This is a genomic window from Halocynthiibacter sp. SDUM655004 (genome assembly GCF_026015885.1).
GTDB lineage: Bacteria > Pseudomonadota > Alphaproteobacteria > Rhodobacterales > Rhodobacteraceae > Falsihalocynthiibacter > Falsihalocynthiibacter halioticoli.
Map to the genome: position 1 here is coordinate 744,339 of NZ_JAPDUG010000002.1, position 16,064 is coordinate 760,402.

The 16,064-nt window shown below is 46.5% G+C and carries 13 protein-coding genes; 9 read left to right on the top strand and 4 right to left on the bottom strand.

Annotation, left to right across the window (positions count from 1 at the left end; genetic code table 11):
* Positions 1-1,395 precede the first annotated feature (1,395 nt).
* Positions 1,396-2,814, top strand: coding sequence for a DUF6538 domain-containing protein (locus tag N9C89_RS11290; RefSeq protein WP_263953966.1), 1,419 nt, complete (start codon positions 1,396-1,398; stop codon positions 2,812-2,814).
* A gap of 288 nt (positions 2,815-3,102) precedes the next feature.
* On the opposite strand, the gene N9C89_RS11295 is transcribed toward N9C89_RS11290, so the two are convergent.
* On the bottom strand, positions 3,103-3,291 hold the full coding sequence (locus tag N9C89_RS11295) for a hypothetical protein (RefSeq protein WP_263953967.1): 189 nt from the start codon (positions 3,289-3,291) through the stop codon (positions 3,103-3,105).
* 332 nt (positions 3,292-3,623) lie between these two features.
* On the opposite strand from N9C89_RS11295, the gene N9C89_RS11300 reads away from it, so the two are divergent.
* The 8 genes from N9C89_RS11300 (at position 3,624) to N9C89_RS11335 (ending at position 10,277) form a co-directional block, all read left to right on the top strand.
* Complete coding sequence (locus N9C89_RS11300) at positions 3,624-5,297, top strand: hypothetical protein (protein ID WP_263953969.1); 1,674 nt, start codon at positions 3,624-3,626, stop codon at positions 5,295-5,297.
* A gap of 76 nt (positions 5,298-5,373) precedes the next feature.
* On the top strand, positions 5,374-5,538 hold the full coding sequence (locus tag N9C89_RS11305) for a hypothetical protein (protein WP_263953971.1): 165 nt from the start codon (positions 5,374-5,376) through the stop codon (positions 5,536-5,538).
* The gene (locus N9C89_RS11310) at positions 5,531-5,713 is read left to right on the top strand and encodes a hypothetical protein (protein WP_263953972.1); all 183 of its coding nucleotides are present in this window, start codon (positions 5,531-5,533) and stop codon (positions 5,711-5,713) included. Before N9C89_RS11305 ends, N9C89_RS11310 begins: the two co-directional genes overlap by 8 nt.
* Before the next feature lie 365 nt (positions 5,714-6,078).
* A complete protein-coding gene (locus N9C89_RS11315; RefSeq protein ID WP_263953975.1) occupies positions 6,079-6,438 on the top strand; it encodes a hypothetical protein in 360 nt (119 codons plus the stop codon).
* Positions 6,431-7,693: a hypothetical protein gene (locus N9C89_RS11320; protein ID WP_263953976.1), complete on the top strand. Its 1,263-nt coding sequence runs from the start codon at positions 6,431-6,433 to the stop codon at positions 7,691-7,693. Before N9C89_RS11315 ends, N9C89_RS11320 begins: the two co-directional genes overlap by 8 nt.
* A gap of 534 nt (positions 7,694-8,227) precedes the next feature.
* On the top strand, positions 8,228-8,710 hold the full coding sequence (locus N9C89_RS11325; RefSeq protein WP_263953977.1) for a helix-turn-helix domain-containing protein: 483 nt from the start codon (positions 8,228-8,230) through the stop codon (positions 8,708-8,710).
* Between the two features lie 76 nt (positions 8,711-8,786).
* The gene (locus N9C89_RS11330; protein ID WP_263953979.1) at positions 8,787-9,263 is read left to right on the top strand and encodes an NYN domain-containing protein; all 477 of its coding nucleotides are present in this window, start codon (positions 8,787-8,789) and stop codon (positions 9,261-9,263) included.
* A 537-nt stretch (positions 9,264-9,800) separates the two neighbouring features.
* Positions 9,801-10,277, top strand: coding sequence for a recombinase family protein (locus N9C89_RS11335; protein ID WP_263954444.1), 477 nt, complete (start codon positions 9,801-9,803; stop codon positions 10,275-10,277).
* Between the two features lie 184 nt (positions 10,278-10,461).
* Here the strand turns inward: N9C89_RS11335 and N9C89_RS11340 are convergent, their stop codons facing one another.
* From N9C89_RS11340 to N9C89_RS11350, 3 genes are all read right to left on the bottom strand, one after another.
* A complete protein-coding gene (locus N9C89_RS11340) occupies positions 10,462-12,144 on the bottom strand; it encodes a DUF262 domain-containing protein (RefSeq protein ID WP_263953980.1) in 1,683 nt (560 codons plus the stop codon).
* A 697-nt stretch (positions 12,145-12,841) separates the two neighbouring features.
* The gene (locus N9C89_RS11345) at positions 12,842-13,735 is read right to left on the bottom strand and encodes a hypothetical protein (RefSeq protein WP_263953981.1); all 894 of its coding nucleotides are present in this window, start codon (positions 13,733-13,735) and stop codon (positions 12,842-12,844) included.
* A gap of 25 nt (positions 13,736-13,760) precedes the next feature.
* Positions 13,761-15,962 carry a retron system putative HNH endonuclease gene (locus N9C89_RS11350; RefSeq protein WP_263953983.1) on the bottom strand — a complete coding sequence of 734 codons (2,202 nt, stop codon included), beginning with the start codon at positions 15,960-15,962 and terminating at the stop codon, positions 13,761-13,763.
* Between the last annotated feature and the right edge of the window lie 102 nt (positions 15,963-16,064).

Consider the following 16,064-nt stretch of genomic DNA (forward strand, 5'->3'; position numbering starts at 1 on the left):
ACCTTTTCGGAAAAATTCTTGTTTCACTAGACCAATTCCTTTTCTTCATCAATTTCAGTGCTTAATTGCGCTATCGACCCGTCCAATCAGGACGCATTTCTCAGCTCAGCCAATTGGTTCACCGAGGTGGTAAACGGTTTCCTGAAGTCCAAATGTACAACCACAAAGACAAGCTTTTCATAAATGTCAAATTGTCTGACCATAGCGCCTACCGGACAAGGCTGAGGATTTGAATAAGGCGGTATTTCTGATTCATCTTAACGATTAGGAAATCTCGAAGACGAAGTAGCTAAGTACATTGAACGGCGCTTTGGACACGGTTGTCTAAAACATCTGTCACAAAGCCAACTAGATTATTTATCTGAAGAGTATACCCTCATTGTCTTGTCTGACGTGTTTATGTCCGCATTCCGCAGAGCGCCGAACTATTATGCCAACATTGGGCTGGCAACCATCACAACCGCCTGCATCCCAACCGGCAGTTAAGCCCAGCGTAGCTAGCGTTAGCACAATTTGCAGCGAATGCCGGCGAACCGGATGTGACAACGGACGCCTGCTAATGCTCGTTGGTTCTCGTCAAGTCCCCGGTCTCAAAAACACATGCAACAATTCTAAATGGGACCACAAATGGGGCTGTCGCGCTCAATGCCAACACAAATTCTTGATAAATAACAGTTAACTAAATTTAAATGGTGCCCCGGGGCGGCACTTTAGAATTGGCGTTACAAATGCTCGCGGTCTAACGAGCCGCGGTCCATACGATGGAGGAGCGCAGGAGCGGCGATTGGCAGAAAGATACCGAGAACTCGCAACGAGGTCCGGAAACGCTCACCCTCGGGTTTCAGATATGCTTGTTGCCATATCCGAGAAATACGAGGACGACGCGCGACGAGAAGATGACCAAGCCGCAGTTGGCGAACGGTGGCACCCTTGATGGGGGCAGCGATGCCTGAAGGTGGTTTTCTGGCTCATCCAGCGTTGTGAAGGCCCGAGCATTAGCTTAGCGCGTCGGTTTCGCGCCTTGTGCGGGCAATTGCTTGCACAAACAGCGAGCGTCAGCTTAGCAACTACTCGTGGCTTCTGTTTCTTCGACGGGGCGACGCGGGCAAGGTTTGGGAAGCAGAAAAGCGCGTCCCGCCCCGGAACACCATCGCGGCGCATAGGGTGGGCATTAAGGTGGATAGAAATGGACACGCCCAAAGCATGCTGCAGATTTATATAGACAATTTTAGATTTAATGGTGCCCGGGGGCGGAACGCTAGAATTCGTTAACGAGTCCTTAACGATCCGCCAAAGCATTGATGATATTCACAAATCCAACAGCTGAAGATTTCCGGAACACGGTGGTCTTTAGCTCAATGTGATACAAATTGTGATACATCTGAAGGCTATTAAATGAAGAATATTGTAAAGCGCGGAAACATCTTTTGGTTTCGAATGAGATGCCCAAAGAAATACTTAGAGGTCTTCGGAAAACCATTCATTACTTGCTCATTGCGAACCGACAGTAGGATCAAAGCGGAGGCAGAAGCGACGCAAATCAAGTACAAAACCCTTCAAGATTTAGAAGTTTGCCTCCGTAGAGAAACCGATCCAGGTGACCATAACACCTTCAAGGAAACTATTGGCCTCGCAAGAGATAGCAACATAATGCCAGTGACAGCACGAGATCTCTCCGAAGGGCCTTTAGAGGAATTAGTAAGCAGGGTTGGCTCCCTTCTTAGCAGCGATCCAAGCGCTACTTCGGCGCTTTTTGCGGCTCAATTGGGTGGTTTCAACATTCCCGATACTACTATGACCGAACTAGCAAACAAAATGCGTATGCTTCAGTCAGATAAGCTGGAAGCAAAAAATGACCGCCAAATTAGGACATGGCACAATCGTTATTTGCGAGCAGCGAACGTCCTCGCGGAGGCAATAGGCACAGCAAAACCAATCAAGGATCTAACCCAAGAAGATGTAGGAAAGTTTAGAGCCCATTGGAAAAATCGTGTAAAGAACCGCCAATGTACAACCGCTTATGCTAATAAACACTTTGGCTATATTCGAACAATGATCGACGCGTTCTACAGTGACCTCGAAATAGAAACATATAGGAATCCATTCGCGGATGTGAGGTTAGAAGGTCTTTCAACTTGGGAACACAATCAAAAGCCGAACCGAAAACTAGAGTTTAGCCCCGAATGGATCAAAAAGAACATTATTGCTGAGGGCCCGCTGAAAGGTACAAATTCTGAAGCACGAGACATTCTGATTATTGCTGCTGAAACTGGCTGTAGACATACCGAGATTTATGACCTCCCTGCATCAGCAATTAATCTGTCCGCTCCAATCCCGCATTTCTTTGTTCGAGTGGAGGATGAAGGCGAAGATCGCCGTGAAATCAAGACAAAAGTTTCCCATCGTGCAGTCCCATTGGTTGGAGCCGCGCTGGATGCCTTCAGACGGCACCCTAGCGGTTTTCCCCGGTATCGGGGAAAAGGGAACTATAGCGCTACAATTAATAGCTATCTAAGAGAAAATGACTTGCTTCCAAGTGATGCTCATTGCGCAAGCTGTTTACGGCATAGCTATGAAACCCGAATGCGAAGAGCTGGCATTAGCAACGAAGAAAGAGCTTTTATGATGGGGCATTCTCAAAAATCGGTTCGTGGGCGAGAGTTTTACGGTGATGCAACATCACTTCAAATTCGCCATATCTATGCAGAAATGGTGGCGTTTCCGACGTCGTATTGGTCTCCGCGACCTAAACAAGAACTAAAGGATTTAGTGAATAGTATTTTGCAAGACGAAGGTTTTGTTGGGGAATACTAGCCTCAAGGAACTTTTGTGGCCAAGCGTAAAAGCGATCTCTCTACATAAATGGAAGGAGTTTGTATTATTTGAAGCTGGTCCAGCTGAGCAGAAAAACGCATTTATTTAATAAACGCGTTCGTTCTAGACATGCGCCATGATCCGACGCTTAGTTTGCAGGACTTTGCCGGCAATCTGCATAACGATGTCGGGGCGATTGCGCAGACAATTATCGATTTGTGCTACAAACAAGCCGAAAAAGCGATAAAATAGTTGATCCAAAAAAACTAGCGTTCATGACCATCTAAATCAGCATGAACTACGCTGGGCGGCAATACGGCTAACTTCTGCTCGAATCGAGTTTTTTGCCTTCAAACACGCAATCTCTTTTTTTATGCGTTCAAATATCGGTAGATAATGGTCGCCATCAGATCGGCTTTCAATCGCCTGCGCTATATAAATCAATAGAGTTTCCAAGCTTTGTTCCGTGATTTTCATTTCCTCAACCTCGTTTTTTTCACCTTTCTGCCATCGGTAGGTTTCGCTGAAATTAAAATTAAGACATGTTTAGAAAACTCGGCCGCTCATAGCCCCATAAGATAATTGTGCCGCAGAAAGACGGGTGGTGAAAACTGTCAATGTCAGCAAATCACTCTCGATTGAAATCTACTTGGACAATGTTCGTACTCTTCGAAGCGTCAGTGCTTTTTTGAAGCGCCCGCCCGTGTTGTGCGCTGCATTTAAATCTCAGTTTAACCGCCGTGATGGATCTCATTAGCAAGAAGGGAACCTGGAGCGACCAGTTCCCAGAAATGAACTGGTAAGAGATTTTGAGTGAATTTGAGGATTTAAGTGAGGCCCCTGAGGCGTCAGAAAGCGCTGCAAATCATGCTTCACAGAGGGCAGGTGAGCATGAAGAAGACGTAAGCCCGCTCGCTAAAGTTGGCGAAGTGGCCCACTTCAACGGAACAGTCAAATCGTTTCTCGGGCTTAATCAAAATCTCGAAGACAGTCTGAAAGTTGCAGCCTTCGCTGCAAGCCTTGGTATAGACCTTTATCGAAAAGATCGATCAACTATGAGCAGATTACTCGGTGGGTTGTCGAACAATGCTTGGATTGCGGCAACTTGGCCCGAACTTAAACATTCTAAGCATCTGCCCAGTGAATATTTCCAAGACAGCAGGCGAGTTGCAGGTGAACTTACCTACTATGCGAGCACCACACAGAAGCGCCGATTCGCGATGCTGACCTATCCAGCCCTGAACAAAGTGGCCCCAGCGGATGGTTTTGACGCCGCGCTTAAAGGCGCGAAAGCGAAAGCAAAGAAGGTTCGGCAGCTTATTGATAGTTTTGAAGGGAGTAATGCCTCGGTCATTTTTGAGCGCCTCGAGGGCGTTTACCGCCCCAAAGAACGGGCCATATTCTGGCACTTTCATGTGATTGTTGAGATCGACGATGATGAGGATGATGTCGAAAATCTACGCAGGTTCTTGGGAGAAAACTCAAAGATACTTTCGAGCAACTGGGCTGCGGTTAATCTAAAGCAGATAGATAAGCGCAAGTTCTCCAGGGTGGCATTTTACATTGCGAAGCCTTGTAGACTTGCCGTCGAAATCGCTGAGGCTGAGCATGGAAAAGAATTCGCTGACTTATTCACAACCATGAGAAACCGGCGGATGACAGGCCGCTGGAATGGCTTCCAGCAGATGTGTCGCAAGCACAAGGCCGAAGGAGTACGCGTTGCATTTGAGCGTGACGACGAGGGCCGCGAAATACCGCAGCTGGTGGAAAAGACGGAGGGTGCGAGCAGGAAACAAAAAGACGCTAAGGGGGGCAAGAGTACGGATGCCCCTAGTGGTGCCAAAGAAACTATTGCTGAACGTAATTCCGCAATTGAAGGGTCGCACGATAACTCTGACAACTGCCAACAGCATAATACTAAAGGAGGCGCAGGAAACGGGACTAATACCTCTGTAGCAAAAAACACAAAGAAAATTCCGGCCCCTGAGTATCTAGGATTGCATGGGCCAATTTCAGGCCCAGGAAACCGCCTATATGGATATATACGAGTTCGTGATTTCTCTGAAGCTGGAATGAAAACTGCTACAGCCGCACACTGCTGGTGGAATATTAAAGAAGATCAAGAAGCACTGGTTTACTGTTGGGAAGAAAACACAGGTGAGACTTATGATCTCCGAAAATTTCTGGAGCCATTTGCACAAGAACTGTGGGAATTACTAGGGGAAAACAAAAGTTCCCTAAGTAATATATACAGGCCCACGATAACTGCGTCTGCCGATGTTATACGAGCTCTTGAAGAAATCTTGTTTGGCCTGAAGCCGATAAAAAAATCCGGTAAAAGAACACCGAAACTTACCCTTCTGGAAGGAAACCAAGAGATTGGTTGTTGGCATTACCGGGGGAAAAACTGTTGTTCGGCTTGGCAACATGGGCTTATTCGCGCCAGCTATCCGATTGAAGCTCCAAAGATGGCTTGGATTTAAGTTTGGGCATTGAATTTGTTCTTTGCTTACTGCGCGTCATCTCGTCTCTAACAACAACAATCGGGAGCGAGAGATTATGTCTGACTTTGAAAAACAAATGCTGAGAAATCAGAAGGCATTCACATTAGAAATGCTGAAATACATGAAGCAACATGGCAAGCGACTGCAAAAAATTGAGCAGTATAATCTTCAGCTTGTTGCGATCTTTGATCAAGCAGCGGGGTGCATAAAAGATGTTTAAGCTCTCTAATCTCTTTGCTCTCGGTGCTGTGCTCGTCTCTGAATGCAAAGAAGCTGTCGGCACAGGTGTGCGATTTGGTCGGATGCGTCGGCCAAATAAATCGGCTCTGTTGCTGTTGCGGGCATATGCAATGCTCTATCAATCGCAAAAGCTTATCCGTTCATTAGATCGATAGAAGCATACCCTTTGTCGAATGCTATTTCTTCGGATCTTGTACGTGCTTTAAATGATACTTGGAGCGCAGCGCGGTCTGTTTATAGGGAGGCCCCGTAAACTGGAGCTTCCCTTTATTTGTTAATGGAAGTGTCACCAGATCACCCTTCATCATTATGCGAAGCAACGCTCAAAATCACCCATCGGCATTCGAGAATTAGGTTGGGTTTGTATTTTGCATGGGAAGAACAATTTGTAGGAAAGGATTGAAAACAGGGATCAGCAAGTGGGAGGAACCTGCCCTTAACGGGCATCTTCCACATTCCCAAGGGGAGTAACCTCCCCGTTGGATCCCCATTTAAACCTCAAATGAAGGGAGGTAGGAATATGCGAACACGACACTTTAAAATGATGCTGACGGAAGCTGAATACGCACAAATAAGAGCCTTGGCTGGGGACCAGAGGATCAATTCGTCTGATTTGGTTCGCCGCCTAGTCTTAGGGCCAAATGCCGCTCGCAGAATGCCATCTGGTGCTAATCTAAGGGATATTGCCTTTAAGCTGTCTAGCATTTCCTCAAATCTGAACCGGTGCATGAAAGAAATCCACTCAGCCAAAATTTCTGGCACGTTAAATGAGGCGCAGTTTGCGGCTATGTATGAAGCCATTAGGATCGGATTGAAAAACTGGCAAGAACCCAGAGAAACTCTGCGAAAAGAAATGCTTCGCTTCAAAGGCAATGGATGAGGTGATCATTAAGAACCATGGCATACGTTCAGGCACCGCCCAGCGCGTTACAGCCTATGTGTTGGCACATGGTGACAATGACACTGTTGAAGTGCTTGAAGGCGCTCCAGATGGTATTCTGGACGCGGATGCGTTCGCTCAGTCCGCAGGTCATAAGAATAGTATTCTACACATCACGATTAGCCCAGATCAAGAAATCACCGAAGACGAGTTGGGCCAGGTCGTAGCTGAGATCAACGAAGAGTTTGGGTTCGATTGTGAAGATCCAAACTTGCTGGTGCGCCATGTTTGCATTCGGAGCAACGGGGAAAAACTCGCGCACTATCATTTGTTAAGGCCCGCAGCAGATGCTGATGGGCGCGTCTATGATACATATCGCTCTAAGAAAAAAGATGAGACTGTCAGCAGGCTTATGGAAATCAAGCTCGGTCACAAGATTATTGCAGGCAAACATAGCGACTTCGTTCATGACCGTTTCATGGAGCGAGGGTTGACGAAATACGCCGAGCAACTTTCTGGATTGGTAAATCAAAAGCCCGTTGCTGCTATTGGGTCAAAACAGCACCAAAGATCTAAGCGAGTTGGTGTTGATGCAGCGGCGCTTGCGAGTGGCTTGAAGGAAGTAGCGACCTTGCCTAAGGGCGATCAGGCGAGGGCATTTTCCACTCTCTTAGCTCAGCACGATAACTGCACGATTGAGCAGGGCAGACGAAAATCCAGGTTGCTGGTCAAGAAAGAAGGCGAAGTTATCTGTAATGCAAACAGAATATTGAAAATACCAGCTACTGACGTTGGGAAGTTTATAGATCAAACAAAAGAGGAAATTGAAAGTGCGGGCTCCAAACAAACCACAAAAAACGACGACAACAGCGGAAAGCCAACCTCAAACAAACTACGAGGCCACGATACAGGATTTGCTGGAAACGATAATACTCAATCAACAAGCAATTATCGAGGACAATCAAATACTCAAGAACAACACGGACGCGATTGCGCGGATATTCGAAGACCTCAAGGCGGGTTAGTCATAGGTCAGCTTGCCAAAGCGGCAAGAAATGTTATCCCGATGGCGGATGATCTAAAAGCTGCCGCAAAAAACTACAATGAAGCGTCTGCCGAGCCGATACCAGATTTGGATGATCCATTTCTGATGATGAAACTATCAAGAGCGTTGAAGAAAAGCTTGGGCAATAAATTGGTATCTAAAGGATCAGAGTTGCCTTTTCCAACTGACCTTGGCCTTTTGTGCAGCTAACGGCAAAAACGAGCCCAAATCACCAATGCTGCAAGCTGCACCAAGGTCGGCTTTGGGTAAATCGTGATGTATCAAGTTAGCGGTCGTTTACCTGTTACACTTAGGGAAAATCTGGTGAAACCATATGAACTCCAGAGTAGGTTTTGGCATGGCTGAGCCAATGATCGCCCTCCTTTCTATTGAACGTGACGGAATGACCATTTGGTGCGCGAGCCGACGCCATGCCTGTCTTTTTTGACCTACAGGTAAGTACAGGGCTTTATCAGCGGTGATTTTAGAGTTTTTGACATTGATGGGGTGACAGTAGTGTCAGGGACCAAATTCGTATGTTCGTCATACTGAATTCATAGCTATTCGGTTCGTGTGATTATGATTGGTATACTTCGGGTGACACTTGTAACGGGGGCTGAATGACACTGATGTCATGGGGTGGATGGCAACAGTGTCATGCGAGGGCGCCATTAACGTCACCCCTCAAAGTCTTGTTATATTGATTAAAATTGCGATATCTAATTGTAACGAAGGGAACTGGTTATGGCTACATTTAAAGTTGGGAAAGCAGACGCAGAAAATCTGCATGTGAACGAAAAGAAATGGACGAAACCTCTAATGGAGGCGGGATGGAGTGCTGTCCCTAGCATTTTAATCGAGAAGCAACAGGCGCTTGGCCTAGATCCAGTGGATATGAATATCATTATCCACTTGATCCAGTACTGGTGGCATCCTGAAAACTTGCCGCATCCTTCGGTAGAGACGATTGCAGATGCAATCGGGCGTTCACCGAGAACGGTACAACGTCGGATTACGGCTCTTGCTGATCTTGGTTTTCTTGAGCGCACAGAGCGTAGGACATCGCGTAATGGTAGTGATACGAACCTGTATAGCTTCAGGGGATTGATTGCGAAGTTGCAACCGTATGCCGCTGAGAAGATCGAAGAGAAAAACACGGCAATAGCGGTGAAAAAAGCAAGGGTTGCGCGTAAGAAGCCAAAGTTAGTGGTGGATAACCCTAAATAGTTTTGAAAGTTTGTGGCCAGATATTTGGCCACCGGCTGGTGCAATGAATAATCGAGCAAGAATAAGAAGAACCAATATGACAACGTATGCATTTATAGACAGCCAGAATTTGAAAAAATCCGTCGAAGCAATCAGAAGTGACATTGACTACCGGCGTTTTCGCCTTTGGTTGAAGAACAAGAAGGGCGTTGATCGAGCGTTCATGTACTTTGGGTTCATGCGAAGCCATCAACGGCTTTACGACTACCTTGAACGGTGTGGTTTTGAGCTGGTGTTTCGTGATGTTGATTTTGCCCAAGGTCGGCACAAGGCAAATATTGATATCTGCCTGACAATCTCAGTTCTTGATCAGATCGACGACTTTGACGATGCCTACTTGATCACGTCCGATGGAGATTTCTTTGATCTGACCGAGCGGTTGAAGGCAGTAGATAAGTTAGGCGGGGTAATCAGTCCTCAATCTGCCAAACGATGCTCGCGGCTGCTCAAGAAGAGCTGTCAGGGTAAGATCAGCTTTATCCCGGAGCTTATCCAAAAATTTGAGAAGGTATGAAGACAAAAGCCACCTCGCAGTGTCGAAACAACTTTTGAGATGGCTTTTGCTGTGTGTTGAAGGAGCGCCGCAGCGTCGAAACAACTTTTGGCACGATCCCTTCGTTGGAATACATATTACACTTAGCGAACAGATTTGCAAGGTCCGTGTATGACAGTACGCAACGTGCGGTAAACAAGCCGTAAATTAGCACAGTTTTGCTTACGCCTTTCGTTTCAGGAGCAAAAGCGGACAACTACATAAATTCCGGCAACGGCAGGTTGGTCCCGCGTAGCGGCCCCCGGTTTATATGTAGTCAACGTCCACAATCGAAGTAGATTGCTGCGTAGATGCATTTGCGATGATCAATTGGCTATACCCTAGTGATCGACATAAAAAGTCTATCAGTTAAATCGGTTATAATAGCGATAGGTTAACTTATCAAAAAGGCTTAGACCCGCTTGAGAAAGGAACTCGATATATGAAATATGGTTATCGGCGCGTTAGTACCATGAGCAATCGTTCGCGAGACAAGAGCTGCCATCTGATTGCAACAAAATCTTCGAAGAGAAGGTTTCTGCGAAAAATACGGACAGACTACAATTGAGTATACTTCGGGATATAATCCAGCCAGGCGACGAAATAGTAGTTCATTCTCTCGACCGTCTTGCCCGCTCCTTGAAAGATCTCGAGACGATTGTGAAGGAGGTTGTTGATAAAGGGGCTGTCATTAGCTTTCTCAAGGAGAACCTAACTTTCGGGCCCACAACAAATCTGCTGTCGGTTATGATGTTGCAAGTCTTGGGGGCAATTGGTCAGTTTGAGCGAGCTCTCATTTTGGATCGGCAACGTGAAGGGATTGCAAAGGCCAAAGAGGCTGGAAAATACAAGGGGCGACCTACAACTATCAATCGGAGGGTAGCGGAAAAAATGTTTAGTTCTGGATCAACTCCAGCAGAGGTTGCCGATGTTATGAAGATAGGTATTGCTTCAGCATATCGATTGAGAAAGGAAATTGGCGCTCAGAATTGTTAGGTGCAATTGCAGGACGAGATCGATTTAATGGCATAAAGGGCGAGAACCGAACATTAGCCGCTGTTCGCACCAATGGCCGCAACTCACAGGATGCGGACTTAGCAAAAAATTGGTTGCTTTGAACAATAAGGGGAAATCAAACGTCCCCCACTGGGGTCGCTTCGAAGCATGATAGCAGCTCCAGTTATGACGAGGGCCAGGTTCTAAGTGCTAGTTTCGCCAGTTTTTTCTGACGATTTTCCACCTCAATTGGCTCCCAGCTTTCAGTTTTGCTCAATTCGTAGGTTAGTGTCAGACTACTCTTCTCAAAAAACGGTTTTTTGCCTTCAAAGCTTTCGTTTGACATTCCGTTGTTTTCGCTTCGTTTAAGCAAGCAAAGGTTCCCTAGGCGGTTCTTGAATTCTGAATGGGAATCTGCATTAAAGCTATCCCAACCTATGCCTCTAATACTTTTGGGCAATATGTGTTCAAGAGTGACTTGTTGAGGGTCAGAATTCACCCACTCCTTTTCCCCTTTGTTAGGCGAGCATGTGTGCTCCAATTCTCTCAGCAAGTACCGCGCCAATGCTGTCTTCGTAACACGAGCATTTGCAAAGATTTCCTCAAAATCCTTATCCGAAACTGAAATCTTCTTTAAGGCCTCAGTGAGCTCAATGTAGTTTGAAATGTCACCGCTAGTAACTTTGATGGCAGCGTCTGCAAAGGCCTGTTCATTTGCTCCGCTTCGTGTCCGAGCCGATACTACCAACCGCAAACTAAAAGACGTTAAAAATTTGATCGTTTTTTCGAACTCACTCTTCTCAAACTTAGTCGATGTAGCCAGTATAAGCGGCCTGATCGGCTTCAAATTGAAAAAATTGAAATCCTCAAGATACTTGCGGGTTATTGGAGAATAGTCATCCCAGAATTCGTTTTCTGCGTTAAAGGTCGCAGTGTAGATACGGGACGTGTCCGCCAAAGAGGTTAAGAAAGAAACCGCTGTTCCTTCGGTCTTGTACTTCGTCTGGATAGCATCATAAACACCATCGGCGCGCACGAAACCTGAGAAGGCGATCAGATAATGACGTAAGAAGGATACTTGCGGGTCATCGTCCCCAAGCTCCTGCAAGTTTTCAAGCATATTGGACCATTTAGATTGTGCCAGGCCCACTTGCCCATCAGAATGGCCGAATAAGTAGCTCTTAACCAGGTCAGCCTGAGAAGTCCGAAGCCCGCGGTCGTTCAAAGTTTCAAACATTTTGAAAGCGCGGGCTTGATCGTGTGCTCTAAGCAAAATCACTTGCGCCGAACGCTCAAGATAGTCGATCCAATTATTTAGAGTATCTGGCGCATCCACACCCGAAACTGAATTCGCAATCGCTTCAACACGCGCAACGGCGAGGAAATATGCTTCCCTCAGCAATTTGTGGGAAGTCCTGCTCTCGTTAGGCGGCCAATATTCCTCGGTGCTCTTTGAAGTGAGTTGCTTAAAGTAATGCCTGTCGTCTGTGTTGAGAGAGAGGCGTTGTTTGAAACCTTCTCGTCGGTCGCTATTAAAAAGATAAGTGTTTTGAAGCGATGTGGAGATTTCTTTTCCAGTGTCATTCTTTTGTAGAAAGTCTCTAATTGCAGTCAAAAGCAAATAGGTGGTCGTTAGCCTTTGCTGCCCATCTACAACACTGAGCTCTCCTGTCTTCTCATTCTCAATCGCAACAATAGTGCCAAGAAAATACTCGGAAGATTTACGATAAGCGGCTTCGAGATCTGAATACAGTTGAACAACTTCTTCCTCAGTCCATGCATAATCACGTTGGTGCGGTGGAATGGTCAAAGAATAGTCGGTGAAAATCTTCGCAATTCCAATATCGTCAAAACTGAAAGTTTTCATTGGTTCTCCAGATCAATTTTTCAACAACCTAAGCTTGGTAAAACTGTCGCACAAGTTGTGATTTTGATGGCTCCGGCACAAATTTCCAAAACTTTATAACTGCGCGCCCCACGTTTCTTGAAGCAACATTAGCAATCTCTATCGATGGCCGTTTTAGACAAAGAGCCGCCGTTAGACGCAGATTGCACCAATAGCAGGAATGGGCCGCAATACTAGGCAAAGCGAGACTGTTCGACAGAGGGTTTATTGACACCGCTGCTAGTACAAAATGAGCAAGATATTGAACAATGCTACAAAAGCCTTTTACGAACCACGCCTGAAAAAGTGAAAAAAGTCTTAAAGCCTAGTTCTTGCGAAAATAAAAAATGTGATACAGTTTGTGATACACAATCCCAAGCAATTATTGTACAAAGCAACTGGAAACTTGTGAATATTGACGTATTGAGTGCGAACTCAATCGTTAAATGGTGCCCGGGGGCGGAATCGAACCACCGACACGAGGATTTTCAATTAGCCTTTTGGTCGAAACACGCTGTTTCAGGATCACTCAACCCGCAACGTAGCAAGTTGATAAGCTTAAGTTTTGCGCTTGGCAGACCGTCTCAGCTCATCTCACATTAGAGCATTCAAGCCCATCGCTCCTGCTACCCCAGTGATACCCTAAGTTAGGTCTGTGGTGACATTCTTGACAAACCAACTAAGCAATTGGTTCAAGTCCTTCTTGAGCCAGCCACTGCTCTATCTCGGCTTGAAACGCCTCTATAAAAGCAGTGGCCATCCCGATATACGGTTGGTCAGGGTGAACAAAACTCTGAAGGCCCTGTATTTCTCGTGTTAGTGTTTCGAGAATGGATTCATCGCCTTCCCAACTCTCCAACATTTCTAATACTCGCGTGCGAATTGCTCGTAACTGCCTTCTTACCGAGATTCTGTCCAAAACTAGCTCAGCTCGATTTAAGGCACATGTCTGGATTGTATAAGCGCCATATGCGCTCGGGCCGTTTTCCTTTAGTCGTGGCAAAACGATTGGAAGTTCTGCTGATAGATCCCAGCAAAGCTCCAGTGCAGGATCCGTTTCACAAGGGTTGATAAGTAAAGGGTCTTCGTCTTCTAAGTTGCATGCTGGCGTGAGAGCTCTTGCACCAACGATGTCAAACTGGCTTGCCTTGCCAAAGCTCTGCTTTGGATACTGTGCAAGCAATTCCTCTACTTCTTCTCGCGTCATGTCCGCTGTGACAATATGTTGCCTGAGGCTCTTGTTGCAATCACGGCACGTTGGCAACAGATTATCCCACTCCGAGGCGAGCCACCAATAACCCGGATGATCTGCAATACCTTCGACACGTCCTTTGGGACGATAATGCTCGACTTCGCGCGCACCACTTCCGCCAATTCTACTTTCGCAGTACGCGCAATTGCCGCCAGCAAGTTGCCGCAAACCCAATTTGACATCGCGAGATCTGTAGATGGAAAATGTAAAAGAAGTGTGCGCCTCAGACCATGGCTCTCGGGCTGCATAGTATGTTGAGGCTTCATCTCTTTCATTTCGTACAGCTAGGTTAGGCCCAGCCAATGATGCCGGAACGCTCACGCCCCCTCGATTCAGCTTTCGCAACTTAAGTTTCTCCGAGTGTCGAGCGTAGCGCTTGAGAAACCGCCAAGACGGCCTCGGAGCGTGCATTGCGTGACAACCCTCCGATAGGCTTTTCCCTCTCAAGCAAGTACTTTTGAAGCGCTTCCTGAATGATTTGCGCGGTTGCGCTGTCACCAACTGTAAGCCGGGATATGAGCTCATCAGTCTCTTTCCCAAGCAAACGACTGGTTTCCGTGCCGTCAGGTTCAGAGATCCGGGCAATTTCTAAATGAACGTCAGCATCAAGGGTACTAGCCAATCCAAAATACTCCGATGTTAGCAATTGTTCGGCTTGCATTCCTGAGACGTCGGGCAGGTCCTCCATTTGTCTAACCCGGCCGTTTGGATCTCTATAAAGAACAACTACTTCTCCATCTTCCATTCCTCGCAGACATAGAGGGTCGTGGCTGGTTACGATGAACTGCACCTTTGGGAACGCTCTTCTAAGAGAAGACATTACTTGCATCTTCCAGCGAGGATGAAGGTGAGTATCAATCTCATCGATCAAAACTACACCCCGGGCATCTTCGAGGTTTGGTGAAGCCTCCAATAACGTCCGACAGATATCTGCGATCATCGCAAATACAGACCGGTAGCCTTCGCTCAACTTCGAAACAGGTGTCAGCTGACCGTCTGCACGAACACAGATACCAAATTCGGGATCGTTGACCAGATCATCGCTATCACCAATTGGTAGAATCGTTCGAATTGTGGCTGCGACGGCTCCGAACTCAGACCCACTAATTCTTTCGAGCCAATCTGTGGGATCCGGTAGTGGTCTTGCTGGGTCAATTAGACTTCTTAGCCTCTCAGCCGAACTGCGAAAACGTCTTTTTTTCGTGGGAGAAAAGTAGCGGTGAGGGCCATACCCCAAAACAATCTGTGATTGGCGTTGAGATCCTCCCAGTTTCCCAGAGACAGGATCGTATGAGAAAACTGCGGGCTCCGACTTGCCGTGAAACTCCACCGCAACCCTGATTTCGTTTTGGCCCCATTGGTCCCACGTTTCGCGTCCAACGCTCCTCGCCAAACTACTGTATGAGAGACCTAAAGCGTCAATCTCTTCGGAGCCCAAGAGGGCAAGCCCAATTCCCAATAGAAAAGATGATTTTCCAACAGCATTCTCACCCAACAATAGCAAGCAAGGTGCTCCTGCTCTTTCTTCGCGCTGAGAAGGTAGCTCCAACGAGAGTTCTTCAATCCCTTTAAAATTGGATATGCGAATTGATGAAATATTGCTTCGAGCAAAAAATGGGCCAATCAATCTATCTACGTCGCGAACAGGAGTTGGTGCGATCCCAACATAATACTGCTCTCTTACTCTATCAGGTCCACCTTCAAATGTATCCTTGAACTCCTCATTTTTCCTTAAGTCATCCGCCTTGAGCCCTTCTATGTCTTGAAGGATCCGGGAACGATCTTCCTCACTAGAAATTTCAAGAAACTTCCTAAGTTCGTTCTCAAGGTTTGGACCGGTTACTTTAGCTGTCGGGAGCTTTTTGTAATTCGCAATGGATTGAGCAATGCTCCATTGCTGGCAACCCAAAAAAGGTCCTCTTGTAAGAAAATCACTCGGCAGATCAGTTCGCTTTTCAAGTGCGTATGCCCATGTTTCCAGTGATTTCGAACAAGCGTTTTTACGCTCGTCAACAAGCTCACTCTCGTTAAGCTGAAATGCCAAAATTGTCTCTCGCCCCTTTCTTGAGTTATTGCGGGGAATGATAAGTCCGGTGGAAAGAAAACTAAGGTATTTGCCTGGATGCTCGAATGTGGGATCTATCAGTAGAGGTTTCTCCACCAATCGGACGTCATCAAATGTTGCCAAAAAGGGTGAAGGTCGCCCAGATAATGGAAAAGCATTAGATTTTGATTGGTTGCAACTACTGCAGGCGTACATGAAATTCAGCCACTCGAACGCAAGCCACGGATAAAGGCTTTTGGGTCGAAAATGGTCGATCTCACCAGCCATTTCCAAGGGCCGTTCGCAATATGCACATTTCTGCTCAAAATCGAATGCAACAAGCGACCGCAGTTCTTTTTGATGAAAGATATCTGAGTTAAACGGAGCACGCCTTTGCTCGCGTTCAGCTGCGGGTCTTCGAGCCCATTCGAAAAGGTCATCTTTAGAACGACCAACCAACTCAAAAAACTGCTTTGAAGGTTCATTACGATTAATTTTGAGCATCAGAATTGTTCCGTCGTGAAAATTGGGAATGGTACTTCGTCGGACTGCATAACTTCACCTGAGAACTAGTCCAATAACAATCCCTTCCTCGCAAACCTAGCA